We start from the raw sequence: 26,405 nt of genomic DNA, 5'->3' as shown, positions 1-26,405 counted from the left end.
GGTTCCCTGAATCCGGGCTGTCCCCGCGCCGGGACACCCCGACCTCAGTGAACCCGAGTCGACCTTGCCGGGCCGGTCAGGCGAGCGGCAGATAGACCTTCCCGCCGCCGGAGACGAACTCCGCCGACTTGTCCTTCATGCCGCGGGCCGCGTACTCCTTGAGCTCTTGCGTGATCTTCATCGAGCAGAACTTCGGGCCGCACATCGAGCAGAAGTGCGCCGTCTTTGCCGGCTCGGCGGGCAGCGTCGCGTCGTGGTACGACCGCGCCGTCTCCGGGTCAAGCGAGAGGTTGAACTGGTCCTCCCAGCGGAACTCGAACCGCGCCTTGGACAGCGCGTCGTCCCACGCCTGCGCGCCCGGGTGCCCCTTGGCCAGGTCCGCCGCGTGGGCCGCGATCTTGTACGCGATCACGCCGGCCTTCACGTCGTCGCGGTCCGGCAGGCCGAGGTGCTCCTTCGGGGTCACGTAGCAGAGCATGGCGGTGCCGAACATGCCGATCATCGCGGCGCCGATGGCCGAGGTGATGTGGTCGTACGCGGGCGCGATGTCGGTGGTCAGCGGGCCGAGCGTGTAGAAGGGCGCCTCGTGGCACCACTCCTGCTGGAGGTCCACGTTCTCCTTGATCTTGTGCATGGGTACGTGGCCGGGGCCTTCGATCATCACCTGCACGTCGTGCTCCCAGGCGACCGTCGTCAGCTCGCCGAGGGTGCGCAGCTCGGCGAACTGCGCCTCGTCGTTGGCGTCGGCGATCGAGCCGGGCCGCAGCCCGTCGCCGAGGGAGAACGTCACGTCGTAGCGCGCGAGGATCGCGCACAGCTCGGCGAAGTTGGTGTAGAGGAAGTTCTCCTCGTGGTGGGCCAGGCACCACGCCGCCATGATCGAGCCGCCTCGGGAGACGATGCCGGTGACCCGGTCCACGGCCAGCGGCACGTACGGCAGCAGCACCCCGGCGTGCACCGTCATGTAGTCGACGCCCTGCTCGGCCTGCTCGATCACGGTTTCCCGGAAGACCTCCCAGCTCAGCTTGACCGGGTCGCCGCCGACCTTCTCCAGGGCCTGGTAGATCGGCACCGTGCCGATCGGCACCGGCGAGTTCCGCACGATCGCCTCACGGGTCTCGTGGATCCGCTTGCCGGTGGACAGGTCCATCACGGTGTCGGCGCCCCAGCGGGTCGCCCAGGTCAGCTTCTCCACCTCCTCGGCGACCGACGAGCTGACCGCCGACGTGCCGATGTTGGCGTTCACCTTGACCAGGAACGCCTTGCCGATGATCGCCGGCTCGCACTCCGGGTGGTTGACGTTGAGCGGCAGCACCGCCCGGCCGGCGGCGATCTCGGCCCGCACGAGTTCCGGGTCGACGTTCTCCCGGATCGCCACGAACTCCATCTCCGGCGTCACCACGCCGGCCCGCGCGTACGCGAGCTGCGTCGGACGACGTCCGTCCACGCCGGCGAGCGGCGTACCCGCGCCTCGTACCGGCGCCACGTCACCCCGCTCGGCGATCCACGGGCCCCGCAACGCGGGCAACCCCACCGACGGGTCCGATCCCGGGCCGGACGTGTCGTAGAGCCGCACCGGCGGATGGTCGCCGGTCAGCGCCACCTCGGCGAACGGCACCCGCACATCCGGTCGTGACCCCTCGACGTACACCTTGCCTCGTGCCTGCATGACAACCTCCCTGGTGATCAGGCGGACCAGCCGAAGTGATCCAGCGGCCCGCGCCCCGCGCCCAGCTCCCAGCCCCGCGCGCCGGTCAGCGCGCGGAGCACGTACTCCTTGGCGGCGCCCACCGCCGCCGGCACCGGATCGCCCAGCGCGAGCCGCACCGCGATCGCCGCCGAGAACGAGCACCCGGTGCCGTGGGTGTGCCGGGTGTCCACCCGTGGCCCCCGCAGCAGGGTCGTGATGCCGCCCCCGTGCAGCACGTCGACCGCTTCGTCTCCGCCCAGGTCACCGCCGGTGACCACGACGTGCTCGGGGCCGCCGGCGGCGAGGGCCTCCGCGGCGACGACCATCCCGGCCAGGTCGTCCACCGCGCGTCCGGTGATGGCCGCGGCCTCCGCGCAGTTCGGCGTCGCCACCCGGGCGTACGGGAGCAGCCGCTCCACCGCACCCACCACGCCGAGCCGGTGGCCGCTCGTGGCGACCAGCACCGGATCGACGACGAGGTGGGGCAGCCGGCCGTCCTGGGCAGCCTGGGCGACCGCGTCGGCGACGGCGGGTGTGCCGAGCATTCCCGTCTTGACCGCGCCGACGGTGAAGTCGGCGAGCACGCTGTCCAGCTGCTCGGTGACCGTGCGCGGCGGCAGCGGCAGGACGGCGTCGACACCGCGGGTGTTCTGCGCGGTGACCGCCGTGAGGACGCTGGTGCCGTACGCCCCGAGCGCCGCGAAGACCTTGAGGTCCGCCTGGATGCCGGCGCCGCCGCCGGAGTCGGAGCCGGCGATGGTTAGCACTGTGCTCGGGGTCATGTTGCCTCTTCGGTTGCGGTCTGGGGCTGCGGCCGACCGTGCCCACTCCGGGCGGTCAGGCTTGATCCCTGCGTGGGCACGGTCGGCCGCAGCCCTGACCTGGGGACCTCCGTGCGCCCTTGCCAGCTTTCGGGCAGCTTCGGGGTGACCGCCTCTTGGAAAGCGCTGCTCAGTAGGTGGGCTGTTTCTTCTGGGTTTTGGGCTCGCATGAGTGCGCCCAGCACTGCCACTCCGCTGGCTCCTGCCTCGACGCAGGCGGTCACCTGTTCCGGTGTCTCCACTCCCCCGAGGGCCAGGACGGGCACCGGGCTGGCCTCGATCAGCTTCCGCAGGCCGTCCGTTTCCAGGGGTGGGCCGTAGCCGGGCTTGGATTTTGTTGGCCAGATCGGGGAGACCGTGGCGTAGTGCTCGGTGGTCAGGCGGTGCAGCTCGTCCTGGTTGTGGCAGGAGCGGCCGACCAGTTGGTGGGGCGGCGGCGGGTACGGGCCGGCGGCGGGCAGGTGGACGGCGTCGCCGCCGAGCGGGTCGGGGCCGGCCACGATGAGGGTCCCGTCGATGTCGGCGAGGATCGCGCGCAGGTCGACCGCGAGGGCGGCGCGCTCGGCGCGGGGCAGGTCCTTCTCCCGCAGTACGACCCACCGCACTCCCCCGGCGACCGCCCCCGCGACGACCCGTTCAAGACCACCCCTGGCGACCAGCCGATCGGTCAACAGGACAATTCCCGACGGCACGGCCCCCGTCACAGGTCTGGTCTTCCCTCGTCGGGAGTGGACGGCAGGGCGTGGAATCGGCGGGCGATCCGACCCGCACCGGCGGCCAGTCGGCCCGCCTCGACGGCGTACCGCATCGCCGTGGCCATCGCCACCGGGTCGGCGGCCCGGGTCACCGCGCTGGCCAGCAGGACCGCGTCGCAGCCCAGCTCCATGGCCAGGGCCGCGTCGGACGCCGTGCCGATGCCGGCGTCCAGGATCACGGGCACGTCCACGCTCTGCCGGATCAGCCGGATGTGGTGCGGGTTGCCGATGCCGAGCCCGGAGCCGATCGGCGCGCCTGCGGGCATCACCGCGGCACAGCCCACGTCGGCGAGGCGGCGGGCGAGCACCGGGTCGTCACTGGTGTACGGCAGCACCGTGAAGCCGTCGGCGACCAGCTCCTCGGCGGCGCGGAGCAGTTCCACGCCGTCGGGCAGCAGCGTCCGCTCGTCGCCGATCACCTCCAGCTTGACCCAGTCGGTGTCGAACGCGTCGCGCGCCAGCCGGGCCACCTTCACCGCCTCGGTGGCGGTGTGGCAGCCGGCGGTGTTCGGCAGCAGCCGTACCCCGCACCGGTCCAGCAGGTCGAGCAGGCCTCCGGCGGTGCCCGGGGCGGTGTCCACCCGGCGCAGCGCCAGCGTGACCAGCTCCGTGCCGGACGCCCGGATCGCCTGTTCCAGCACGTGCAGGTTGGCGGCGCCGCCGGTGCCGAGGATCAGCCTCGACGTGAACGCCACCCCACCCAGTTCGAACGACATGCCGCTCACCCGCCCTGCGCGGCGGTTAGCACCTCGACGCGGTCACCGTCGCGCAGCACCGTGCCCGGCCAGCCGGCCCGGGGCACCACCTCGCCGTTGACCGCGACCGCGACGCCACGCTGGTGCGGGGCGACGTCGCGGACCAGGTCGGCCACCGACGCGCCGCCGGGGACGCTGCGCCCGGCCCCGTTCACCGTCAACTCCACCGGTCCTCCTCGGTCGTCCGTCCAGGTCCGCTCACGTCGCCCGCGCCGGGCCGTGCCGCGTCGCCGGTCTCGACCGACGTGACGGCGAACCGGTCCGCGCGAAAGGGCGCGAGCAGCGGGTCGGGCACGCCGGTGGTCACCAGGTCGGCGATCTTCTCGGCGGTGATCGGGGTGAGCACGATGCCGTGCCGGTGGTGCCCGGTGGCGGCCAGGACGTCCGGCCGGCCGGGCAGTGGCCCGAGGATGGGCGCGTTGTCCGGCGTTCCGGGCCGCAGACCCGCGATCGCCTCGACCAGGTCGTACTCGGTCAGCTCGGGCAGCAGGTCGACACCGGCGCGCAGCAGCCGCAGCACCGCGCCGGCGGTGACGCTGGTGTCCGCGCGCTCCTCGACCGTCGCGCCGAGGACCACCTCGCCGTCGGCGCGGGGCACCAGATAGACGTGCTCGCCGTCGGCGTACCCCCGGATCACGTACCGGAAGCCCGGCGCGACGCCGCCGGGCGCGCGCAGCCGGAGGATCTGGCCCTTCACCGGCCGCACGGGCAGGCCGGTGAGCGCGGCGGCCCCGCAGCCGGCGGCGACCACGGTGACCCCCGCGTCCACGTCGGACAGCCGCCGAACCGGCTGCGGCACGAGCACCGCGCCGGCCCGCTGCGCGGCCGTGCGCAGCGCCGGCACCAGCAGCCGGGGATCGACCTGATGGTCGGTGGGCGCAAGCGCGCCGCCGCGCACCCGAGGGGCGAGCGCCGGTTCGCGGTCGCGCAGCTCGCTCGGGCGCAGCGGCGTCACCGGCAGACCCAACCCCTGTTGGTACGCCCAGAGCCGGCGTGCCTCGGCGAGGTCGTCGCCGGTCAGCCCGACCATCAGGGTGCCCTCGGTCCGGTAACCGATCTCGGTGCCGCTCGCCTCGGTCAGCTCGGCGGCGAACCCGGGCCAGCGGGCGGCGGACGCCACCAGCAGCTCGGTCAGCCGCCGCTCACCGAAGTACGCCTCGGCGACCGGGGAAAGCATGCCGGCGGCGACGGCCGACGCCCCCGACCCGGGGGCCGGGTCGTGCACCTCGACGCGCAACCCCCGGGTGGCACAGCGCCACGCGATGGCCAGTCCGATCGGGCCCGCGCCGACCACCGCCACATCGGCGCGCGTCACGCCAGCGCCCGCAGCAGCTCAGCGGTCGCCCGCGCGGGGTCGGCGGCGTCGGAGAGCGCACCGATCACCGCCACCCCGTACGCCCCGGCGGCCCGCAGCGCCGGCACCCGGTCGGCCCGCACCCCGCCGATCGCGATGACCGGCACGTCGACGGCGTCGGCGACGGCGCGGACGCCCGCGGGCCCGATGGGATCCGGCAGGCCGCCCTTGGTGCTGGTGGCGTGGCACGGGCCGACGCCCAGGTAGCTGGCCCCGGCGGTGACCGCCTCGACCGCCGTCTCCGGCGCGCGTGCGGTGGCGCCGAGCACTCCGGTCGGGCCGAGCACGTGCCGGGCGGCGGCGACCGGCAGGTCGTCGGCCCCGACGTGTCCACCGGCGGCGCCCACCGCGAGCGCCACGTGCAGCCGGTCGTTGACCAGGCAGGTCGCTCCGTACGTCGCGCAGAGCGCCAGCACCCGGCCGGCCAGGTCGTACGCCTCGCGATCGGTCGCGGAGTCCTCCACCCGGACCTGCACGACGAGGTCGGCGCGGGCCGCCGCGAGGGCGGCCCGGACCACGGTGAGTGGGTCACGCCCGGGTCGGGTGTCGGTGATGAGATGCAGTCGTCCAAGGGACGGCACGGCAACGCTCCTCCCTGCGCCGGCATTACCCGGATCAGGTTCGACGGTCGGGGGCTGTCAGCCCCCCTCTCAGCCCGGTTCACCGGGCTCCCGTGGGTTACTTGCGTGTCACCGTACGACAGTTCCGCCTCCTCTGCCAAGAGAGGGGTCGGCGGCCCCGGCACGAAAGATCGACCGAGCACTTTCTCCTGTCCTGTTCGGAATGTCGCCCGCCGTTGCAGAACCGTTACCCGCCGGCATCTTGCCGGACATCGATGCAGCCGAACTAATTTGTTCAGCGAATCGACAAAATGCCGGCGTGGACGCCCTGGCACGGCGTCTCCACCGGCTCCATCTGGGACGGTCTTCGGCGAGCCGCCCCCGCGAGTCCTGTCCACCGCGACATTGGAGGCGGCGTGTCCCGTTCTCGTCGTGCCCGTTTACCACTCACCGCTACCCTGCTCTCCCTCGCGCTCGCCTCGACGACCCTGCTCGGGTCGCCGGCGCAGGCGGCTCCGGCCGCGGCGCAGGTCCCCCCGCGAGACGCGCAGGCCGCGGCTCCGGTCACCCAGGTGGTGCCGAAGGCACCGAAGGCCGCAGCGGCCGACCCCTACTCCGTCCTGGTCTTCTCCAAGACCGCCGGCTTCCGGCACGACTCCATCCCCACCGGCATCGCCGCCATCCAGCAGCTCGGCGCGGCGAACGGGTTCACGGTGGACACCACTGAGGACGGCGCCGCGTTCAACGACGCCAACCTCGCCAAGTACAAGGCCGTGATCTGGCTCTCCACCACGGGTGACGTCCTCGACGCCGACCAGCAGGCGGCCTTCGAGCGCTACGTACGGGCCGGCGGCGGTTACGCGGGCGTCCACGCCGCCTCGGACACCGAGTACAGCTGGGCCTGGTACGGCGACCTGGTCGGTGCGTACTTCGCCAACCACCCGCAGAACCAGCAGGCCACCGTCAAGGTGGAGGACCACGCCCACCCGTCCACCGCCGAACTGCCGGACCGCTGGTCCCGGTTCGACGAGTGGTACAACTTCCAGACCAACCCCCGGCCGGACGTGCACGTGCTGGCCAGCCTGGACGAGAAGAGCTACACCCCGGGCGCCGGCGCGATGGGCGCCGACCACCCGACCGCGTGGTGCCAGGACTTCGACGGTGGCCGCTCCTGGTACACCGGCGGCGGGCACACCCGGGAGTCGTACGCCGAGCCCGAGTTCCTCAAGCACCTGCTCGGCGGCATCCAGACGGCGGCCGGCGTGGTCGACGCCGACTGCGGCGCCTCGAAGACCTCCAGCTTCGAGAAGGTCACGCTGGACAGCAACACCAGCAACCCGATGGAGCTGGACATCGCCCCCGACGGGCGGGTCTTCTACATCGAGCGCGACGGCCGGGTGCAGATCATCAAGCCGGACACCGGCAACACCGTCACCGCCGTCGACTTGGACGTCTTCACCGGTAACGAGGACGGCCTCATCGGCATCCGGCTCGACCCGGACTTCGCCACCAACAAGTGGGTGTATCTCTACTACGCCCCGAACGACGGCGTCACGCGCAACCTGCTGTCCCGGTTCACGGTGACCGGCGACACCATCGACCCGGCGAGCGAGAAGCAGGTGCTGCGGGTCGACACCCAGCGCAACACCTGCTGCCACGCGGGCGGCAGCATGACCTTCGACAGCGCCGGCAACCTCTACCTGGCCACCGGTGACAACACCAACCCGTTCGAGTCGAACGCGTACGCGCCGCTCGACGAGCGGCCGGGCCGTCAGGACTACGACTCGCAGCGCACCTCCGCCAACACGAACGACCTGCGCGGCAAGGTGATCCGGATCCACCCGGAGGACGACGGCACGTACACCGTTCCGACCGGCAACCTCTTCGCGCCGGGCACCGAGAAGACCCGTCCGGAGATCTACGCGATGGGCTTCCGCAACCCGTTCCGGATCGGCACCGACCCGAAGACCGACACGCTGTACGTCGGGGACTACGGGCCGGACGCCAACGCGGACAACCCGAACCGGGGCCCCCGCGGTCTGGTCGAGTGGAACGTCGTGAAGCCCGGCAACTACGGCTGGCCGTACTGCACCGGGACGAACGAGGCGTACAACGACTACACCTTCCCGTCCGGCCCGAGCGGTCCGAAGTTCGACTGCGCCGCGCCGGTGAACAACTCGCCCAACAACACGGGCCTGACCAACCTCCCGCCGGTCGTCCCGGCCACCGTCGACTACGGCTACGCCGGTGACGCGCGGTACCCGGAGATCGGTGGCGGTGGCGCCCCGATGGGCGGGCCGGCCTACCGGTACGACGCCAACCTCAACTCCACCCGCAAGTGGCCGGCCTACTACGACGGCAAGGCGCTGCTCGGCGAGTGGAACCAGAACAAGATGTACACGATGCAGATGACCGCCGACGGCAAGTCGTTGGTGGACATCAACCAGCTGCTCACCGGGATGCGCATGATCCGGCCGATGGACTTCGAGTTCGGCCCGGACGGCGCGCTCTACCTGATCGAGTGGGGCACGGGCTTCGGCGGCAACAACGACGACTCCGGCATCTACCGGATCGACTACACCGCCGGCGACCGCGCACCGATCGCGGCGGCGTCCGCCAACCCGACCTCGGGGCCGGCACCGTTGACTGTCGCCTTCTCCAGCGCCGGCTCCCGGGACCCGGACGGCGGCGCGCTCACCTACGCCTGGACCTTCGGCGACGGGCAGACCTCCACCGAGGCCAACCCGACGCACACGTACGCGACGGCGGGCAACTACACCGCCCAGCTCACCGTGACCAACCCGAAGGGCCGTACCGCGGTGGCCAACGTGCCGGTCACCGTGGGCAACACCGCACCGACGGTGAGCATCGAATTCCCGCCGGACGGTGGCTTCTTCAACTGGGGTGACCAGGTCCGTTACACGGTCAAGGTGACCGACCCCGAGGACGGGCAGATCGACTGCGCCCGGGTGAACCTGCAGGTGCTGCTCGGTCACGACGAGCACGCCCACCCGCTGGAGCAGCACACCGGCTGCACCGGCACCGTCCAGACGTCGCTCGCCTCCGGGCACGGCGCCGAGGCGAACGTGTTCGCGGTCTTCGAGGCCACCTACACCGACAAGGGCGGGGCCGGCGGGTCCGGCGCGCTCACCGGCCGGGACATCGAGATCCTGCAGCCCAAGCAGAAGCAGGCCGAGTACTTCACGGCCACCGGACGGGTGCCGGGCGGCACCGGCGGCGGAGACGCCGGCGTGCAGCGGGAGACCGGGGCCGACACCGCCGGTGGCGGCCAGAACATCGGGTTCATCGAGGACGGCGACTGGTGGTCGATCGTCCCGGCGGACCTGACGAACATCACCGAGATCCGGTTCCGGGCCGCCTCGGCCGCCGCCGGGGGTCGGATCGAGGTCCACGCGGGCGCCGTCGACGGACCGGTCGTGGCCACGGCCACCGTTCCGGCGACCGGCGCGTGGCAGACGTACACGGACGTGAGCGCGCCGGTCACCGGTGCCGCGAGCGGCTCGCTGTACTTCGTGGCCCGCGATCCGAACGGCGGAACGGGTTCCCTGTTCAACGTCAACTGGATGGACTTCGTCGGCCGCGGCGTCACCGAGAACGGGCCGCCGGTGGTCACCGCCACCGCGACCCCGGCCACCGGCACCGTGCCGGTCACCGTCGCCTTCGACGGCACGGCCACCGACGCCGAGGGCGACACCCCGCTGACGTACGCCTGGGACTTCGGTGACGGCGGCACCGCGTCCACCCTGGACGCCAGCCACACGTACACCAGCGTGGGAACCTTCACGGCCACCCTCACGGTGACCGACAGCAAGGGCGCCAAGTCGTACGCCACGGTGCCGGTGCGGGTGAACGCGCCGGACACGTCCTGCTTCGGGGCACGTTCGGACGACTTCAACGGCAACACCCTGGACAAGGGCCGGTGGACCAGCGTGGTCCGGGAAAACCAGCTCTACTCCATCGGTGGGGGCACGCTGAAGCTGCCCACCGCGGTGGGTGACCTCTACGGCGCCCGCAACGACGCCACCAACCTGGTGCTCCAGGCGGCTCCGAGCGGCGCCTGGGAGATGACCACCAAGGTCACCCTTCCGGTGACGGCCAACTACCAGCAGGCCGGCCTGCTGGTATACGGCGACGACGACAACTACGCCAAGCTGGACCTGCTCTACAACGGCAGCCGACGGGTGGAGTTCATCCGGGAGACGGCCGCGACGCCGCGCAACGACGCTGCCGACAGCGCCGCCGCACCGGCGGGTGACACCGTGTACCTGCGGATCACCAGCGACGGGACGAACCTGACCGCGGCCTTCTCGGGCGACGGGCAGACCTTCACCCCGGCCGGCCGCTCGGCCGCGCTCGCCGGCATCACCAACCCGCGGATCGGGGTCTTCGCGCTCAACGGAGGCACCGAGGCGCCGGTTGTCGACGCCGCGTTCGACTCGTTCGTGGTCACGCCGGACGCCCCGGCCGGCCCGGTCGAGCCGTCGGACGAGTTCAACGGCACCACGCTGGACAAGTGCCGGTGGGACGCGATCCTGCGGGAGGACCCGAACGGTTACCGGGTGACCGGTGGCGCGCTGCGGATCGACGTGCCGAACGGTGACATCTACGGCACCGGCAACACCGGGCCGAAGAACTTCATCCTCCAGACCGCGCCCTCGGGCGACTGGACCCTGGAGACGAAGGTCGACGGCAGCCTGCTGAACGAGCAGTACCAGCAGGCGGGTCTGCTCGTGCAGGCGGACGACGACAACTACCTGAAGTTCGACTTCATCGCGGACAACCAGGCCGGCCAGACGGTGACGCGGCGGATCGAGTTCCGCAGCGAGATCGGCGGCGTCGTCCAGAACCCGCAGCCGGAGGCGACGAGCCTCACCTCGGCGGTGTGGCACCTGCGGCTGGCCCGTGTGGGCAACACCTTCACGGCGTCGTACTCGGCCGACGGGACGACCTGGACCACGCTGGAGGCGCTGACCAACAGCGCGGTCGGGGCGACCCCGAAGGTCGGTCTGTTCACCCTCGGCGCCAACCAGACGGCGTCGAAGACGGCCTCGTTCGACTACTTCCGGTTGAGCACGAAGGCGGCCGACGAGAAGGCGCCGGTCACCACCGCGGCGGTGTCCGGCACCCCCACCGAGGGGTGGTACACCGGGCCGGTGACGGTCACCCTGACCGCCGCCGACGAGGCCGGCGGCAGTGGCCTGGCCGGTACGCAGTACCAGCTGGACGGGGCCACCGCGTGGACCAACTACACCGCTCCGGTGGCGATCAGCGGTGACGGCGAGCACGAGCTGCGGTTCCGCTCGACGGACCAGGCCGGCAACGTGGAGTCGACGAAGACCGTCTCGGTCAAGATCGACACCACCGCGCCGGTCACCACTGCGACGTTCGCTCCGGCGAACGACGCGGGCTGGCACAACGGGACCATCCCGGTGGTGCTGACCTCGACCGACGCCGGTTCCGGTGTCAAGACGGTCGAGTGGTCGCTGGATGGCGGCGCGTGGACGCCGTACTCGAAGCCGGTCGAGGTGGCCGGTGACGGGCAGCACGAGCTGCTGTACCGCTCCACCGACAAGGCGGGCAACGCCGAGACGCTCAAGTCGGCGATCCTGAAGATCGACGGCACCAAGCCCACGCTGCTGGTCTCCGGTATCGCCGACGGCCAGCTCTACGGGGACAGCCAGGACGTCCGGGTGTCCTGGCAGGCCGTCGACCCGACCTCGGGCATCGCGACAGTGGTCGGCCAACTGGACGGCAAGGCGTACGCCAGCGGCACTCTGCAGGCCATGTACGAGCTGTCGCTCGGCCTGCACGAGCTGACCGTCACCGCGACCGACAAGGCCGGCAACAAGACGACCTCGAACGTCCGGTTCTTCGTCACCACCTCGTTCCGGGACATGCAGTTCCTGCTGGACCGGTTCAAGGCGACGGGACGGTTGTCGGCCAAGGCGCACAAGCAGTTGACGGCGAAGCTCGACGCGGCCCGCAAGGCCGAGGCGGCGGGCAACGACGACAAGGCGATCAAGCAGCTGACCGAGTTCCGGACCCTCGCCACCGACGCCACACTGGTGCCGGAGGCCGAGATCCGGGACGTCCTGATCCGGGACGCTGACGCCATGATCGTTCGGCTCGGCGGCACGGCCAGCAAGGCCGGGGTCAAGGCGAACGACGGCGAACCCGTCAAGGGCACCGGACGGCTCGGTGGCGACGCCACCCGGCTGGCACCCGGTCGCCAGCTCTGATCCGATCGAGGCCCCTCTCTGACACCACGGTGTCGGGGAGGGGCCTCCCTCATCCGTAGTGGGGAGATGTCCGTGACGGGTATCCGTAAGGTCCTGGCCGCCGTTTTCGTCGGACTGGCCCTGACCCTGTTCGCCGCGGCCCCGGCGGCCGCCAAAGCCGACAAACTCAAGCTGACGGTGGCCGGCGACGGCGCTGAGGGGGTCACGATCCAGGCCACCTACGCCGATGGCCGCCGGCTGGACCGGGTGGTGCGGTTGGTGCTCACCGCCACCGGCCCGGACGGGCAACGGGTCGGTCCGGTGCAGCTGGAGCCACAGCCCGAGGGGCAGGGCTTCTACAGCAGCGGCCCGGTGCTCTCCACCGGCACGTGGAAGGTGACGGTGGACTCCCCCGCTCCGCTGCAGAGCAAGGCCACCGCCACGGTGCAGGCGAAGGCGGCACAGTCTCCGCCGGTGCCCGCGCCGGTCGCGGTGCCCATGCCCGCGGACGAAGGCGGGGCGGGCGGCTGGTGGCCGTTCGCCGCGGCCGGCCTCGTGCTGGTCGCCGCGGCGATGGTGGCGGCCATGCTGTTCGGCCGCCGCCGGGCCTGGACGCCGAACGACTGACCGACCGGCGCTGCGGCGCCACTGGAAACGACCGGGCCGGGCCGCGACGAGCGGCCCGGCCCGGTGTCGTTCAGGCGACCACGCGCCCGCCGCGCTCAGAGGATGGCGCGCAGCGCCGCCAGGTCGTCGTCGCTGGGCTCCCAGGTGCCGGCGGCGGCGTTGGCGTGCACCTGCTCGGGCGTGGTGGCGCCGGCGATCACCGAGGTCACCGCCGGCTGGGCGGCCAACCCGCCGATCGCCACCTGGAGCATGGTCAGACCCCGCTCGGCCGCGTACGCCTCGATCGCCTCGATGGTGTCCCAGTCGGCTGCGGCGAGCCGGTCGGCGTACCGGCCACCGCCGGAGAGCCGGCTGCCGGCCGGCGGCTGCTCGCTGCGCTTGTACTTGCCGGTGAGCAGGCCGTTGGCGAGCGGGAAGAACGGCAGCATGCCGAGGCCGAACCGCTCGCAGGCCGGGATCACCTCGGTCTCCACGGACCGCTCCAGCAGGCTGTAGTGGTTCTGCGCGCTGATGAAGCGGGCCCGGCCGTTGGACGAGGCGACCCAGTCGGCGTCGGCGATCTGCCAGCCGGCGAAGTTGGAGTTGCCCAGGTAGCGGACCTTGCCGTCGCGGACCAGATCGTCCAGGGCCGCGAGGGTCTCGTCGATCGGGGTGCCCGGGTCGGGCTCGTGCATCTGGTACAGGTCGATGTGGTCGGTGCCGAGCCGGCGCAGCGACGCCTCCACCGCGCGGGCGATGTACCGCCGCGAACCCCGGGCGCCGAAGTCCGGACCGTTGAGGCCGTTCATGTCCATGCCGAACTTGGTGGCCACCACCACGTCGTCCCGGCGTCCCTTGAGCGCCTGCCCGAGCAGCTCCTCGGAGCTGCCCTGCGGCTCGCCGTAGATGTCGGCGGTGTCGAAGAGGTTGATCCCGGCGTCCAGGGCGGCGTCCACGACCGCGCGGGTGCCGTCGAGGTCGAGCTTGCGGCCGAAGTTGTTGCAGCCGATGCCGACCACGGACACCACGAGCCCGGAGTCGCCCAGCCGGCGATAGGTCATGTCAGTCACGAGATCCACCCTATGCCGGCCGGGCGCACCCCCGCCGGACGACGGCTCAGCCCACGTCCCAGACCGGCTCCGGGGTCTCCACCACCTCGCTGTCGCCCCGGAACAGCACGAACCGGTCGAAGGAGCGGGTGAACCACCGGTCGTGGGTGACCGCCACCACCGTCCCCTCGAACGCGTTCAGGCCCGCTTCCAGAGCCTCGGCGCTGGCCAGGTCGAGGTTGTCGGTGGGCTCGTCGAGCAGCAGCAGGGTCGCGCCAGACAGCTCCAGCAGCAGCACCAGGAACCGGGCCTGCTGCCCGCCGGAGAGCGTGCCGAAGCGCTGGTCGCCCTGCCCGGCCAGCTCGTAGCGGCTGAGCACCCCCATCGCCGCGTGCCGGTCCATCCCGGTGCGGTGCTCGTCACCCCGCCACAGGATCTCCACGAGCGTCCTGCCCATCAGCTCCGGTCGGTCGTGGGTCTGCGAGAAGTGGCCGGGGCGGACCCGGGCGCCGAGCCGGGCGGTGCCGTCGTGCGCCACCGGGGCGAGCGCGCCCGCCCCGTCGACAGGCCCGTTCGCCGGGTCCGGATCGGTGCCACCCCGGGCCAGCAGCCGCAGGAAGTGCGACTTGCCGGTGCCGTTGGCGCCGAGCACCGCCACCCGGTCGCCGTACCAGATCTCCAGGTCGAAGGGGAAGGTCAGGCCGTCCAGCTCCAGCTTGTCGCAGACGACCGCGCGCTTGCCGGTCCGCCCGCCGGTCAGCCGCATCCGGATGTCCTGGTCCTTCGGCGGTACGGGCGGCGGCCCGGCCTCCTCGAACTTACGCAACCGGGTCTGCGCGGCCTGGTAGCGCGAGGCCAACCCGTCGTTGTACGCGGCCTTCTGCTTGTACATCAGCATCAGCTCGCGCAGCTTCTGGTGCTCCTCGTCCCAGCGCCGGCGCAGCTCGTCGAGACGGGCGTGCCGGGCCACCCGCGCCTCGTGCCAACTGGCGAAGCCACCGGGGTGCACCCAGGCGCTGCCGCCCTCGACGGCCACCACCCGGTCGGCGCTCTGGGCCAGCAGTTCGCGGTCGTGCGAGACGTAGAGCACCGACTTGGTGGACTCGCGCAGCCGCGCCTCCAGCCAGCGTTTGCCGGGCACGTCGAGGAAGTTGTCCGGCTCGTCCAGCAGCAGCACCTCGTCCGGGCCGCGCAGCAGCAACTCCAGGGCGAAGCGCTTCTGCTGGCCGCCGGAGAGGGTACGCACCGGCCGGTCCCGTACCGCGTCCCAGGGCTTGTTGAGCACGATGGTCGCGACGGTGTCGAAGAGCACCTCGGCGTCGTACCCGCCGGCCTCGCCCCAGGCGCCGAGCGCGTCGGCGTACGCCAGCTGGGCCTTTCCGGCGGCGCTGCTGAACTTGCCGCGGACCTCGGCCGCCCGCATGGCCGTCTCGGTCTCGGCGAGCCGGCGGCCGGCGTCGCGCAGCGGTGGCGGGGCGAGCGACAGCGCCAGGTCGGCCAGCGTCGTCTCGTCGCCGATCATGCCGATGAACTGGCGCATCACGCCCAGCCCGCCGGCCCGTGCGACGGTGCCGGTACGCACCGGCAGGTCACCGGCGACCATCCGCAGCAGGGTCGTCTTTCCCGCGCCGTTCGGCCCGACCAGGGCGACCTTGCTGCCCTCCCCGACCCGGAACGACACGTCGGCGAAGAGTTCCCGACCGTCGGGCAGGATGTGCCCGACCGCTGCCACGTCCACGTATCCCACGCCGGGATCCTGCCCCAGCGAGGGCCGGGAGGGACATCCAATTACCGGGTGACCCGCAGCACCCGGAAGCCCTTCTGGCTGGCGCGCCGCTCGACCTGCCAACCCGCATCGACGATCCAGCGGTGCAGCGAGTCGCCGCCGAGGTGGCGGGCGACGACCAGCCAGCCGACGCCGTCCGGGGCGAGTCGGGGCAGCCAACGCAGCAACAGCTCGTGCAACTCGTCCTTGCCGATGCGAATGGGCGGGTTGGACCACAGCTGCGCGAACCGGAGGTCCGCCGGCACGTCGTCCGGTGCGCTGACCCGCACCCGGTCGGCGGCGCCGATCCGGGCCGCGTTGACGGCTGTCAGCTCGCGGGCGCGGGCGTTGACGTCGACCGCCCAGACGGTGCTCGCCGGTGCCACGTCGGCCAGCACGCAGGCGATCGGGCCGAACCCGCAGCCGAGGTCGAGCAGGTCACCGGTGGTGTCGGCGGCGGGCAGCTCGGCCTTGCGCAGGAGCACCGCGGTGCCGGGATCGAGCCGGCTGGCGGAGAAGACGCCGCCGGCCGAGACGAGCTGGTAGTCGCGGTCGGCGACGGAGAACTCGACTTCGCGCACCTGCGCGTCGCTGGCGGGCTGCGCGGTGAAGTAATGGTCGCCGGTCACGCCGGCAATTCTCGCACCGGCCCGGGCAGGCCACGACACGGCCCACAGCCGCATTTCCTAATATTACCCCCTAAAGGGACAATGGCTCCTACTCTAGGCGACATGGTGTATCGGTACGAGTCCGAAGAGGACGCATTCGAGGACCCGGAGCCCGGGTCCGACCTGGCCGTGCTCGGCGCCGGTCCGCCTCCGCCAGCCGGCCCCTCACCGTCCCGGTTTCCCGCTCCGTCGCTGCCCCGACCCAACCAGCTGATGCTGCCGTCGACCCAGCCGCCGCCGGTAACCCGCGTCAGCACCCCGGTCGCGGCTCCCCGCAGCCAGGTCTACACCTCGGCCCAGCCGGTGGAGCCGCCCGCACGGCGCGGCGGCGGGCGACTCTGGCAGGTGCTGGTCGGCGGTGCGGCAGTCCTGGTCCTGCTCGCGCTCTGCGGTCTGGGCGCCGCCGCGCTGCTGGTGGACAACAAGCCGGCGCCACAGGCCACCCCGACGTACCAGCCGAACGTCGCCGCGTCCGCTTCCGCACAGCGGCAGGATCTGGACTCGCGGGACACCGACCAGGCGCCGCTCACCGCGAAGGAACTCTTTCCCGGCAAGGAGTTGAAGCTCGGCAACGGCCAGCCCGCCTACGAGATCCTCAAGACGCACTCCAGCGGCAGTTGCGCCGTCGCCGCCACCGACGAGGTGGCCGATTTGCTGGTCCGGCTCGGCTGCAACCAGGTCGTCCGGGCGACGTTGCGGGCTCCCGGCGGCGACCACCTGGTCACCGCCGGCCTGTTCAACCTCACCGACAAGGTCAGCGCCGAATGGGCCCGGGACCGGATCCGGCAACTCCTCGACGACCGGCAGGGCCGGTTCCGGGGGCTGTCCGCCGGCGACGACGCGGATGTCCTGGCCACCGCCCCGGCACGGGTCGGCTGGCAGGTCCGGGGCCACTACCTGGCGTACGCGCTGGTGGTCCGCGCGGACGGAGCCGCGGTCAAGTCCGGCGACACCAAGATCCGGGAGATCCTGTTCGACATGATCGAGGCGCACCTCAGCCGGGGCGTCCTGCAACGGCGGGCCGACAGCGGCACGGCCGGACAACCCACGACAGCGCCGACCGAGAGCAGCGGAACCCAGAGCGGCACCGGCAGCGGCGACGGCGACGGCGAACTGCCCGGAGACTGATCCGCACCTCCGCCCGACGGGTGTGCCGCCGACAGGTGGCACACCCGTCGTCGTCCTCGACCGCCCGTCGTCAGCCTTCTCGACTGGCCGCCGAGGTCGCGACCGCCGCTGTCAGCCCTCCACGGGCACGCGCAGGCGGCGGGTCAGGCCCGCGCGGCGGGCGTAGTCGGCCGGGTCGGCCGGGTAGCCGACCGCGACCAGGGTGAGGCCGTGCGCCGGGGCCACCGTCACCTCGCTGGAACGCTCCTGCCGGTCGAGCAGGCTGCCCGGCCACTGGACCGCCCGACGGCCGTCGCCAGCCGCGAGCATCGCCCCGACGAGGCTGCGGACCATCGCCTGGCAGAACGCGTCCGCCTGCACGGTGGCGACCAGGATGCCGTCCGGGTCGCGCCGCCAGTCCAGCCGGGTCACCTCGCGCAGCGTCGTCGCGTTCTCCTTGCGCCGGCAGTACGCGGCGAAGTCGTGCTCACCGACCAGACCGGCCGCGGCGGCGTTCAGGGCGGCCAGGTCCAGCGGTCGCGGCCAGGCCAGCACCTCGTGCCGGCGTAGCGGCTCGGCGCCGTACGGGGCGTCGGTCACCCGGTACTCGTAGCGCCGGAAGGTGGCCGAGAAGCGGGCGTCGAAGTCGGCCGGCACCTCCGACATCGCCCGTACCCGCACGTCGGTGGGGAGCAGCCGCGCGAGCCGGCGCAGCAGCCGTCCCTCGTGCTGCCGCCACACCTCGGCGGGGAGGTCCAGGTGGCAGACCTGCCCGGTGGCGTGCACCCCCGCGTCCGTGCGACCCGCGACGGTCAGACCGGTCGCCGTGCCCGCGCCGAGGACCAGGTCCAGGGTCTCGACGAGCACCCCGGCGACGGTCCGCCGGGTCGGCTGGGGCGCCCAGCCGGAGAAACCGGCGCCGTCGTACGAGACGTCCAGCCGCAGCCGGATCCGCTCGTCCACCTCGTACCTCCTGTTACGGGTCGGGCCCGGCACCCCGATGGGGGTGCCGGGCCCGACGTTGCCCTTGATCAGGCCTTGTTCTCGGTGGCCTCGTCGCTGTCCTCGCGGGCGGCGTCGGTGTCACCGGACGCCGATACCGGCGCCTCGGAGTCCTGGTCGGCCGGGGCCGACTTCGGGGCCTCCTCGGCCGGGGCGAGCGCCTCGACCTTGTCCTGCTGCGCGGCCTTGCGGGCGGCGGTCTTCTTGTTCACCTTCGGCTCGGCGACCTGAAGCTCCTCCACCAGCTCGATGATGGCCATCGGCGCGTTGTCACCCTTGCGCGGACCGGTCTTCACGATCCGGGTGTAACCGCCGGGGCGGTTCGAGTACCGGGGCGCGATCTGGTCGAACAGGGCGTAGACAACGTCCTTGTCCTTGACGACACCCAGCACCCGCCGCCGCGAGGCGAGGTCACCGCGCTTGGCCTTGGTGATGAGCTGCTCGGCCAGCGGACGCAGCCGGCGCGCCTTCGTCTCGGTGGTCTGGATCTTGCCGTGCTGGAACAGCGCGGTCGCCAGGTTGGCGAGCATCAGCCGCTCGTGCGAGGGGCTGCCGCCGAGGCGGGGGCCCTTGGTGGGCGTGGGCATTTTTGGTGCTCCTCAGTTGTGGCGGCAGCGCGGACTAGAGCTGCTCGGTCTCGCGGTAGTCGTCGGTGTCGTAGTCGGCCTCGCCGAAGGTGTCCACGACGTGCGCCGGGTCGAAGTTCGGAGCCGAGTCCTTCAGCCCGAGACCCATCCCGGCGAGCTTCATCTTGACCTCGTCGATCGACTTCTGACCGAAGTTGCGGATGTCGAGGAGGTCGGCCTCGGTACGCCCGATGAGCTCACCAACGGAGTTGATGCCCTCGCGCTTGAGGCAGTTGTAGGAGCGGACGGTGAGGTCCAGCTCCTCGATCGGCAGAGCGAGGTCCGCCGCCAGCTGGGCGTCCTGCGGGGACGGCCCGATGTCGATGCCCTCGGCGGTCTCGTCCAGCTCCCGGGCCAGCCCGAACAGCTCCACCAGCGTCGAACCGGCAGAGGCCAGCGCGGTACGCGGGCCCATCGACGGCTTGGTCTCGACGTCGATGATGAGCCGGTCGAAGTCGGTGCGCTGCTCGACGCGGGTCGCCTCGACGCGGTAGGTCACCTTCAGCACCGGCGAGTAGATCGAGTCGACCGGGATGCGGCCGATCTCGGCGCCGGACTGCTTGTTCTGTGCAGCCGTCACGTAGCCCCGGCCCCGCTCGACGGTCAGCTCCATGTCGAGCCGGCCCTTGCCGTTGAGGGTCGCGAGCTTGAGGTCCGGGTTGTGCACCGAGACGCCGGCCGGGGGCTGGATGTCGCCCGCCGTCACGTCGCCCGGGCCCTGCTTGCGCAGGTACATGCTGACCGGCTCGTCGTGCTCGGAGCTGACGCACAGCTCCTTGATGTTCATGACGAGCTCGACCACGTCCTCCTTGACACCGGGGATCGTGGTGAACTCGTGCAGCACGCCGTCGATCTTGATCGAGGTGACCGCCGCACCCGGGATCGACGACAGCAGCGTGCGCCGCAGCGAGTTGCCGAGGGTGTAGCCGAAGCCCGGCTCGAGCGGCTCGATGGCGAACCGCGACCGAGTCTCGTTGATCGACTCCTCGGAGAGGGAGGGTCGCTGGCTGATGAGCATGTTGTCTCTTCTCTTCCGGGACGCCCGCTATTTGACGCCCACGACACAAACTGTTCCGGTGGCCCGCCCCGAGGGGCGGGCCACCGCAACGAGCCCGACTACTTGGAGTAGAGCTCGACGATCAACTGCTCCTGGACCTGCGTGTCGATGACCTGCCGGGCCGGGAGGGAGTGCACGAGCACCTTCATCTGGCTGGGGATTGCCTCCAGCCAGGCCGGCACCGTCTTCGAACCGGCCTGAGCCTGCGCCACCACGAACGGGGTGAGCTCCTTGCTCTTGCCCCGGACCTCGATGATGTCGTGCTCCTTGACGCGGTACGACGGGATGTCGACCTTCTTGCCGTTCACCGTGAAGTGACCGTGCTTGACCAGCTGGCGGGCCATGTCCCGCGAGTGGGCGTAGCCGGCCCGGTAAACGACGTTGTCCAGCCGCGACTCGAGGATCTGCAGGAGGACCTCACCGGTCTTGGCCTGCTTGCCAACGGCTTCCTCGTAGTAGCCACGGAACTGCTTCTCCAGCACGCCGTAGACGCGGCGGGCCTTCTGCTTCTCGCGGAGCTGGAGCAGGTACTCCGTCTCCTTGGTGCGGCCGCGGCCGTGCTGCCCGGGCGGGAACGGCCGGGACTCGAACGGGCACTTCGGGCCATCGCACTTGCTGCCCTTGAGGAACAGCTTCATCTTCTCCCGCCGGCAACGGCGGCAGTCAGCACCGGTGTAACGAGCCATCTCTCTCTACCTCTCAGACCCGACGACGCTTAGGCGGACGGCATCCGTTGTGCGGCTGCGGGGTGACGTCGGCGATCTGGCCGACCTCCAGCCCGACGGCCTGCAGCGAACGGATCGCGGTCTCCCGGCCGGAACCGGGGCCCTTGACGAACACGTCGACCTTGCGCATGCCGTGCTCCATGGCCCGACGCGCGGCGGCCTCGGCGGCCAGCTGAGCGGCGAACGGAGTCGACTTGCGGGAGCCCTTGAAGCCCACCTGGCCCGCGGAGGCCCAGGAGATGACCGCACCGGTCGGGTCCGTGATGGACACGATGGTGTTGTTGAAGGTGCTCTTGATGTGCGCCTGCCCGTGGGCGACGTTCTTGCGTTCCTTGCGCCGGACCTTCTTGACAGCGGCTCCGGCACGAGCCTTCGGTGGCATAAGTCTGTGCGCTCCTGAATGGGTTCTGTGGCTTGTCGCCCCGTTGATTACGTAGACACCGGTTCCGGTTGGAGCCCGGCCTACCTCGACGGAGAACGACCAGAATTCCGGTTAAAGAATTACTTCTTGCCGGGCTTCTTCTTGCCGGCGACGGTCCGCTTCGGGCCCTTGCGGGTCCGTGCATTGGTCTTGGTCCGCTGGCCACGCACGGGCAGGCCCCGGCGGTGCCGGATGCCGGCGTAGCAGCCGATCTCGACCTTGCGGCGGATGTCAGCGGCGACCTCGCGGCGCAGGTCGCCTTCAACCTTGTAGTTGCCCTCGATGTGGTCGCGGAGCTGCACGAGCTCCTCGTCCGTGAGGTCCCGAGCGCGCTTGTCCGGCGAGATGCCGGTGGCGGCGAGTGTCTCCAGGGCGCGGGTGCGACCGACCCCGAAGATGTAGGTGAGCGCGATCTCCATCCGCTTCTCGCGGGGGAGATCCACGCCGACTAGACGTGCCATGTGCGGGCGTACTCCTCGTGATGTGTGGCGGAGGTGTGGACCCGTCCCACCCCGCTACCGGCCGTCCCGTCTTTCCGACGCTGTCAGCGCCGGCGACCGGGATCGGTCGCTGCCCAAGCGGGCCCCGGCCTCCGACCGGGGGTCAGCCACGCGCAAGTACGTCTCGCGTACCGCTCGCGGCTGGGACGAGCATGTGTGATCTGTGTGTCGCTGAGGAACTGCCCGGACCAACGCCACCCGGCCGTGTTCCGGCCGGACGGGCTGAGTCAGCCCTGGCGCTGCTTGTGGCGCGGGTCGCTGCAGATGACCATGACCCGGCCGTGCCGGCGGATAACCCGGCACTTGTTGCAGATCCTCTTGACGCTCGGCTTGACCTTCACGGTTGCCTTACTTCCCATCTGGCCCGGGGACGCGCGATGCGCGAGACCGGACGTCGAAGACGGACACGGGACTTCCCGGCCGCCGTCAGGACTACTTGTAGCGGTAGACGATGCGCCCGCGGGTCAGGTCGTACGGCGAGAGTTCGACGACGACCCGGTCCTCCGGCAGGATGCGGATGTAGTGCTGCCGCATCTTGCCGCTGATGTGAGCCAACACCTTGTGGCCGTTCGCGAGCTCCACCCGGAACATGGCGTTCGGCAGGGGCTCGATGACCCGACCCTCGATCTCAATGGCTCCGTCTTTTTTCGGCATGTCCTCCGCTGTCCTGACGTCGATTGCTCCGGGCGGCCCACAACGTCTTACACGGGAAACTGACCAAGATCAGAAGCCCGCGCCAGCCGCGGCTCCAGGTCCCACCGAAGCGCAGGGTGGGCATGCCGGAGTGGACGCTGTGCGCCGAACAGAAAGTGTACGCCGGCCTGCGCGCCGTCGCCAAACCGGCCACCCACCGCAGCCTCGCGTCGGCCCCCGCTGCCCCACCCGGCCCTCGGATGATCTCCGCGGAGCCGCGCTCCACCGAATACCGATCATGAGGTTGTCGGGCCGAAACACCGCGACCGACGACACCAGGTCCATGATCATCGACTGCGGGTGGGTCAGGTCTCAGGCCCGGGATCTTCCGGCCCGTCGGTGCGCAGCTCCCGGCGGCGCTCACGCTTGGCCCGCTTGCGCTCACGCCGGCGCTCCCGCTCGATCGCCTGCCGGCGTGGCTCTCCCCCGGCCAGCCCGCCGACCGTCCGGAGCACCAGCACCACGCCCCAGGGCCCGGCCACCCACGCCGGCCAGAAGTAGAGCAGTTCCTGGCTCAGCAGCGAGGTCACGCCCCAGATGGTCACCACGATGGCGATCACCCTCACGTACGGCAGCCACATCTCGGCCAGCCAACGATTGACATGGCCGCGCCCGAGCGCGCCGAGCGGGCCGACGGGCGGCTCAGCCGGCGCGCTGGCCGGCCGCAGGGCCGAATGCTCCGGGGGCGTCACCGGGGGCAGGTCGGTGAGCAGGGCGTCCAGCTCGGCGTACGTGCGCGCCGCGTAGGCCCGCTGCACCCGCTCGTCGTACTCGTGCAGGTCCAACCGCCCCTCGCCGAGGGCGGCCCGTAGCCGGTCGGCAACCACCTCACGGTCCGCGTCCGCGGCTCGCATCCCGTCGCGCCCGTCCATGCCGGCAAGCATGCCACCGCCACGCCAGTCCGCCCGACCTCGGACATCGGTTGATCATGAAGTTGTTGCCAGCCGCACCGGCGTGTCAGGGCAACAACTTCATGATCAACGGACGGGGTGGGGTCAGGGGGTGGTGGTTTCTGCGGGTTGGCGGGCGGTGACCAGGTCGCCCAGGCGGGCGCGGCCCCCGTCGAAGGCCGTGAGCACCCACACGCCGTCGGGCAACAGCGCCATCGAGTGCTCGACGTGCGCCGCGACCGACCCGTCCCGGGTGACGACCGTCCAACCGTCGGCCAGTTCGACCGTACGCGGGGACGCCATGGTGATCATGGGCTCGATCGCCAGCGCCATGCCGGGGACCAGACGCGGCCCCTTCCCCGGCCGGCCGTGGTTGAGCACGTGCGGGTCCTGATGCATCTCGGTGCCGATGCCGTGGCCACCGTAGCCGTCGACGATGCCGTACCGGCCGCCCTTGCGGACCGCCGTCTCCACGGCGTACGAGATGTCGGTGAGCCGCCCCTTGCCGCTGGCCGCTCCGCGCGCTGCGGCGGCGATGCCCGCCCACATCGCGTCCTCGGCGACCTCGGCCATCTTGAGCAGCGCCGGGTCGACGTCGCCCACCCCGACGGTGATCGCGGAGTCCCCGTGCCATCCGTTGAGCACCGCGCCGCAGTCGATCGAGATGAGGTCGCCGTCGGCGAGCACCTGCTCCGGCGAGGGGATGGCGTGCACGATCTGCTCGTTGACCGACGAGCAGATCGACGCCGGGAAGCCGTGGTAGCCCTTGAAGGACGGGACGGCGCCCGCCTCGCGGATCGTCGACTCGGCGATGGCGTCCAGATCCGCCGTGCTCACGCCGGGGGCCACCGCCTCGCGCATCCGCCGCAGGGCCTCGGCGACCACGAGCCCGGCCGCGCGCATCTTCTCGATCTGGTCAGGGGTCTTCAGCTGGATGTCCAGCTGGGGACGACGCATGGAGCGGTTACCTTTCGTGGCTATTCAGCGGGGCACGTCTCGCGTACCCCGCTGTTCGCACTCTATCCGCCGCGGCGCGGGAAGAACCTCAGCCGCCGTACGACCGCAGGGCGTCGATGGCCCGGGTGGTGACGTCCTCCACCGGGCCGGTGGCGTCGATCCCGACCAGCTTCCCCTGGGCGCCGTAGTAGTCGACCAAGGGCGCGGTCTTCTCGCTGTACTCCCGCAGGCGGGTGGCGATGGTCTCCGGCTTGTCGTCGTCGCGCTGGAACAGCTCGGCGCCGCACCGGTCACAGATGCCCGGCCGGGTGGTGGCGTCGAACTCGACGTGCCAGATCTTGCCGCAACCCCGGCAGGTGCGCCGGCCGGAGAGCCGCCGGATCACCTCGTCGTCGTCGACCACCAGCTCCAGGACCAGATCCAGGGCGGTGCCCAGATCGGCGAGGAGCTTGTCCAGAGCGGCCGCCTGCGGAGTCGTCCGCGGGAAGCCGTCGAGCAGAAAGCCCTCGCTGGCGTCCGGCTCGGCCAGCCGGTCCCGGACCATGTTGATGGTGACCTCGTCCGGAACCAGCTCGCCGGCGTCCATGTAACGCTTCGCCTCTACGCCGAGCGGCGTGCCCTGGGTGACGTTCGAGCGGAAGATGTCTCCGGTCGAGATCTTGGGCACCGACAGGTGCGCGGCGATGAACTCTGCCTGCGTGCCCTTACCCGCACCCGGCGGGCCAACCAGAACGAGTCTCATCTACCGCAGGAACCCTTCGTAGTTCCGCTGCATGAGTTGGCTCTCGATCTGCTTCACGGTCTCCAGACCGACGCCGACCATGATGAGCACAGCGGTGCCACCGAACGGGAAGTTCTGGTACTGCTGGCTGTCCAGCCAGATGAAGAAGAAGTTCGGCAGGATGGAGATGATGCCGAGGTAGAGCGCGCCCGGCAGGGTGATCCGGCTGAGGATGAAGTCGAGGTAGTCGGCCGTCGGCTTGCCCGGCCGGATACCCGGCACGAACCCGCCGTACTTCTTCATGTTGTCCGCGACCTCGGTCGGGTTGAACGTGATCGAGACGTAGAAGTACGTGAAGAAGATGATCAGCAGGAAGTAGACCGAAATGTAGATCGGGCTGTTCGGAGCGACCAGGTTGTTCTGGATCCACGCCTGGACCTTGCCCGGGTCGTTCTGGTCGAAGAACTGGAGCGCCAGCTGCGGGAGGTACAGCAGCGACGAACCGAAGATGACCGGGATGACACCCGCCTGGTTGACCTTCAGCGGGATGTAGGTCGAGGTGCCGCCGTACATCCGCCGGCCGATCATCCGCTTGGCGTACTGCACCGGGATCCGGCGCTGCGCCTGCTCGATGAAGGTGACCGCGGTGATGACCACCAGAACCAGCGCGATGACGAGGGCGAACTTGCCCCAGCCCTGGCTGGTCTTGATCTGCCAGCCCTCGCCGGGCAACCGGGCCGCGATCGAGGTGAAGATCAGAACGGACATGCCGTTGCCGACGCCCCGGTCGGTGATCAGCTCACCGAGCCACATGACCATGCCGGTGCCGGCGGTCATGGTGATCACCAGGATGGACAGGGTCAGCCAGTCCGGGATGCCGGTGCCCTCGGGGATGATCGGGAACTGGTCGCAGCGGTTCTGGAACAGCTGCCCCGAGCGGGCCAGCGCCACGAACGCCGAGGCCTGCAGCACGCCGAGACCGAGGGTCAGGTAGCGCGTGTACTGCGTGATCTTCGCCTGGCCGGCCTGGCCCTCCTTGCGGAGCTGCTCCAGGCGCGGAATCACGACGGTCAGCAGCTGCAGGATGATCGACGCGGTGATGTAGGGCATGATGCCCAACGCGAAGACCGAGAGCTGGAGCAGCGCCCCGCCGGAGAAGAGGTTGAGCAGATTCAGCGGGCCCGTCGTGTCGCCCGAGATGGAGTCGAGGCACTTCTGCACGTTGCCGTACGAGACGCCCGGGCTGGGGAGCGTGGCACCCAGCCGGTAGACCGCGATGATGCCTACTGTGAACAGCAGCTTCTTGCGCAGGTCAGGCGTACGGAACGCACTGAGAAAGGCGGACAGCAACTTCTTCCTCCTGCGCGAGGCGGGCCGCCGGTGATCCCTGGCGGGTGGGGGTGGATCACGGGCGAGTGCCCGCAATCCATGGCTGGGATGGGAC

General features: G+C 71.0%; 25 protein-coding genes and 1 riboswitch. Of the genes, 3 read left to right on the top strand and 22 right to left on the bottom strand.

Annotated features, from left to right (window positions below):
• Positions 1-76: 76 nt before the first annotated feature.
• The 7 genes from thiC to thiE form a co-directional block, all read right to left on the bottom strand.
• Entirely contained in the window at positions 77-1,669 is a 1,593-nt protein-coding gene (gene thiC, locus ACGGAQ_RS23375; RefSeq protein ID WP_354863263.1) for a phosphomethylpyrimidine synthase ThiC, read from the bottom strand.
• Positions 1,670-1,686: 17 nt separating this feature from the next.
• On the bottom strand, positions 1,687-2,472 hold the full coding sequence (gene thiD, locus ACGGAQ_RS23370) for a bifunctional hydroxymethylpyrimidine kinase/phosphomethylpyrimidine kinase (protein WP_393052446.1): 786 nt from the start codon (positions 2,470-2,472) through the stop codon (positions 1,687-1,689).
• Positions 2,469-3,215 (bottom strand): thiamine phosphate synthase, encoded by a 747-nt coding sequence (locus tag ACGGAQ_RS23365; RefSeq protein WP_393052444.1) that lies wholly within the window; start codon positions 3,213-3,215, stop codon positions 2,469-2,471. The genes thiD and ACGGAQ_RS23365 overlap by 4 nt, the downstream gene beginning before the upstream one ends.
• Positions 3,212-3,991, bottom strand: a complete 780-nt coding sequence (locus ACGGAQ_RS23360) for a thiazole synthase (RefSeq protein WP_393052442.1) — start codon at positions 3,989-3,991, stop codon at positions 3,212-3,214. Before ACGGAQ_RS23360 ends, ACGGAQ_RS23365 begins: the two co-directional genes overlap by 4 nt.
• Positions 3,988-4,188 carry a sulfur carrier protein ThiS gene (thiS, locus tag ACGGAQ_RS23355; RefSeq protein ID WP_234583421.1) on the bottom strand — a complete coding sequence of 67 codons (201 nt, stop codon included), beginning with the start codon at positions 4,186-4,188 and terminating at the stop codon, positions 3,988-3,990. The genes ACGGAQ_RS23360 and thiS overlap by 4 nt, the downstream gene beginning before the upstream one ends.
• Positions 4,179-5,336: a glycine oxidase ThiO gene (gene thiO, locus ACGGAQ_RS23350; protein ID WP_393052440.1), complete on the bottom strand. Its 1,158-nt coding sequence runs from the start codon at positions 5,334-5,336 to the stop codon at positions 4,179-4,181. The genes thiS and thiO overlap by 10 nt, the downstream gene beginning before the upstream one ends.
• Positions 5,333-5,956 carry a thiamine phosphate synthase gene (gene thiE, locus ACGGAQ_RS23345; RefSeq protein ID WP_393052438.1) on the bottom strand — a complete coding sequence of 208 codons (624 nt, stop codon included), beginning with the start codon at positions 5,954-5,956 and terminating at the stop codon, positions 5,333-5,335. The genes thiO and thiE overlap by 4 nt, the downstream gene beginning before the upstream one ends.
• Positions 5,951-6,060, bottom strand: a riboswitch (TPP riboswitch). It overlaps the preceding gene by 6 nt.
• Before the next feature lie 291 nt (positions 6,061-6,351).
• On the opposite strand from thiE, the gene ACGGAQ_RS23340 reads away from it, so the two are divergent.
• Together ACGGAQ_RS23340 and ACGGAQ_RS23335 are read left to right on the top strand one after the other, a co-directional pair.
• Complete coding sequence (locus tag ACGGAQ_RS23340; RefSeq protein ID WP_393052436.1) at positions 6,352-12,195, top strand: ThuA domain-containing protein; 5,844 nt, start codon at positions 6,352-6,354, stop codon at positions 12,193-12,195.
• Between the two features lie 72 nt (positions 12,196-12,267).
• A complete protein-coding gene (locus tag ACGGAQ_RS23335) occupies positions 12,268-12,801 on the top strand; it encodes a hypothetical protein (protein ID WP_393052434.1) in 534 nt (177 codons plus the stop codon).
• 95 nt (positions 12,802-12,896) lie between these two features.
• On the opposite strand, the gene ACGGAQ_RS23330 is transcribed toward ACGGAQ_RS23335, so the two are convergent.
• The 3 genes from ACGGAQ_RS23330 to ACGGAQ_RS23320 are packed head-to-tail and all read right to left on the bottom strand — an operon-like array spanning position 12,897 to position 16,223.
• Complete coding sequence (locus ACGGAQ_RS23330; RefSeq protein ID WP_393052432.1) at positions 12,897-13,859, bottom strand: aldo/keto reductase; 963 nt, start codon at positions 13,857-13,859, stop codon at positions 12,897-12,899.
• A 37-nt stretch (positions 13,860-13,896) separates the two neighbouring features.
• On the bottom strand, positions 13,897-15,576 hold the full coding sequence (locus tag ACGGAQ_RS23325) for an ABC-F family ATP-binding cassette domain-containing protein (protein ID WP_393052430.1): 1,680 nt from the start codon (positions 15,574-15,576) through the stop codon (positions 13,897-13,899).
• A gap of 41 nt (positions 15,577-15,617) precedes the next feature.
• The gene (locus tag ACGGAQ_RS23320; protein ID WP_393052428.1) at positions 15,618-16,223 is read right to left on the bottom strand and encodes a class I SAM-dependent methyltransferase; all 606 of its coding nucleotides are present in this window, start codon (positions 16,221-16,223) and stop codon (positions 15,618-15,620) included.
• 102 nt (positions 16,224-16,325) lie between these two features.
• Here ACGGAQ_RS23320 and ACGGAQ_RS23315 point away from each other — a divergent pair, with 102 nt between their 5' ends.
• On the top strand, positions 16,326-17,390 hold the full coding sequence (locus ACGGAQ_RS23315; RefSeq protein ID WP_393052426.1) for a hypothetical protein: 1,065 nt from the start codon (positions 16,326-16,328) through the stop codon (positions 17,388-17,390).
• A gap of 111 nt (positions 17,391-17,501) precedes the next feature.
• On the opposite strand, the gene truA is transcribed toward ACGGAQ_RS23315, so the two are convergent.
• The 12 genes from truA to secY form a co-directional block, all read right to left on the bottom strand.
• Positions 17,502-18,332, bottom strand: coding sequence for a tRNA pseudouridine(38-40) synthase TruA (truA, locus tag ACGGAQ_RS23310; protein ID WP_393052424.1), 831 nt, complete (start codon positions 18,330-18,332; stop codon positions 17,502-17,504).
• 68 nt (positions 18,333-18,400) lie between these two features.
• Entirely contained in the window at positions 18,401-18,958 is a 558-nt protein-coding gene (gene rplQ, locus ACGGAQ_RS23305) for a 50S ribosomal protein L17 (protein WP_234583431.1), read from the bottom strand.
• A gap of 34 nt (positions 18,959-18,992) precedes the next feature.
• Positions 18,993-20,015 carry a DNA-directed RNA polymerase subunit alpha gene (locus ACGGAQ_RS23300; protein WP_007465227.1) on the bottom strand — a complete coding sequence of 341 codons (1,023 nt, stop codon included), beginning with the start codon at positions 20,013-20,015 and terminating at the stop codon, positions 18,993-18,995.
• A 98-nt stretch (positions 20,016-20,113) separates the two neighbouring features.
• On the bottom strand, positions 20,114-20,740 hold the full coding sequence (gene rpsD / locus ACGGAQ_RS23295) for a 30S ribosomal protein S4 (protein ID WP_007465229.1): 627 nt from the start codon (positions 20,738-20,740) through the stop codon (positions 20,114-20,116).
• A gap of 13 nt (positions 20,741-20,753) precedes the next feature.
• Entirely contained in the window at positions 20,754-21,161 is a 408-nt protein-coding gene (gene rpsK, locus ACGGAQ_RS23290; RefSeq protein ID WP_030329919.1) for a 30S ribosomal protein S11, read from the bottom strand.
• Positions 21,162-21,280: 119 nt separating this feature from the next.
• Entirely contained in the window at positions 21,281-21,661 is a 381-nt protein-coding gene (rpsM, locus tag ACGGAQ_RS23285) for a 30S ribosomal protein S13 (protein ID WP_007465236.1), read from the bottom strand.
• 266 nt (positions 21,662-21,927) lie between these two features.
• Entirely contained in the window at positions 21,928-22,041 is a 114-nt protein-coding gene (gene rpmJ, locus ACGGAQ_RS23280) for a 50S ribosomal protein L36 (protein WP_043965539.1), read from the bottom strand.
• Between the two features lie 91 nt (positions 22,042-22,132).
• A complete protein-coding gene (infA, locus tag ACGGAQ_RS23275) occupies positions 22,133-22,354 on the bottom strand; it encodes a translation initiation factor IF-1 (RefSeq protein WP_007073013.1) in 222 nt (73 codons plus the stop codon).
• 344 nt (positions 22,355-22,698) lie between these two features.
• A complete protein-coding gene (locus tag ACGGAQ_RS23270; protein WP_393052420.1) occupies positions 22,699-23,265 on the bottom strand; it encodes a DUF1707 domain-containing protein in 567 nt (188 codons plus the stop codon).
• A gap of 123 nt (positions 23,266-23,388) precedes the next feature.
• Positions 23,389-24,240: a type I methionyl aminopeptidase gene (gene map / locus ACGGAQ_RS23265; RefSeq protein WP_354858645.1), complete on the bottom strand. Its 852-nt coding sequence runs from the start codon at positions 24,238-24,240 to the stop codon at positions 23,389-23,391.
• Between the two features lie 88 nt (positions 24,241-24,328).
• Positions 24,329-24,982 (bottom strand): adenylate kinase, encoded by a 654-nt coding sequence (locus ACGGAQ_RS23260; RefSeq protein WP_088950228.1) that lies wholly within the window; start codon positions 24,980-24,982, stop codon positions 24,329-24,331.
• Entirely contained in the window at positions 24,983-26,311 is a 1,329-nt protein-coding gene (gene secY, locus ACGGAQ_RS23255; protein ID WP_393052417.1) for a preprotein translocase subunit SecY, read from the bottom strand.
• Between the last annotated feature and the right edge of the window lie 94 nt (positions 26,312-26,405).

Origin of the sequence: Micromonospora sp. NPDC047557, from assembly GCF_043205095.1 — a bacterium.
GTDB lineage: Bacteria > Actinomycetota > Actinomycetes > Mycobacteriales > Micromonosporaceae > Micromonospora.
Note: the sequence above shows the minus strand (reverse complement) of the source record. Positions and strands in the feature narration are given on the sequence as shown.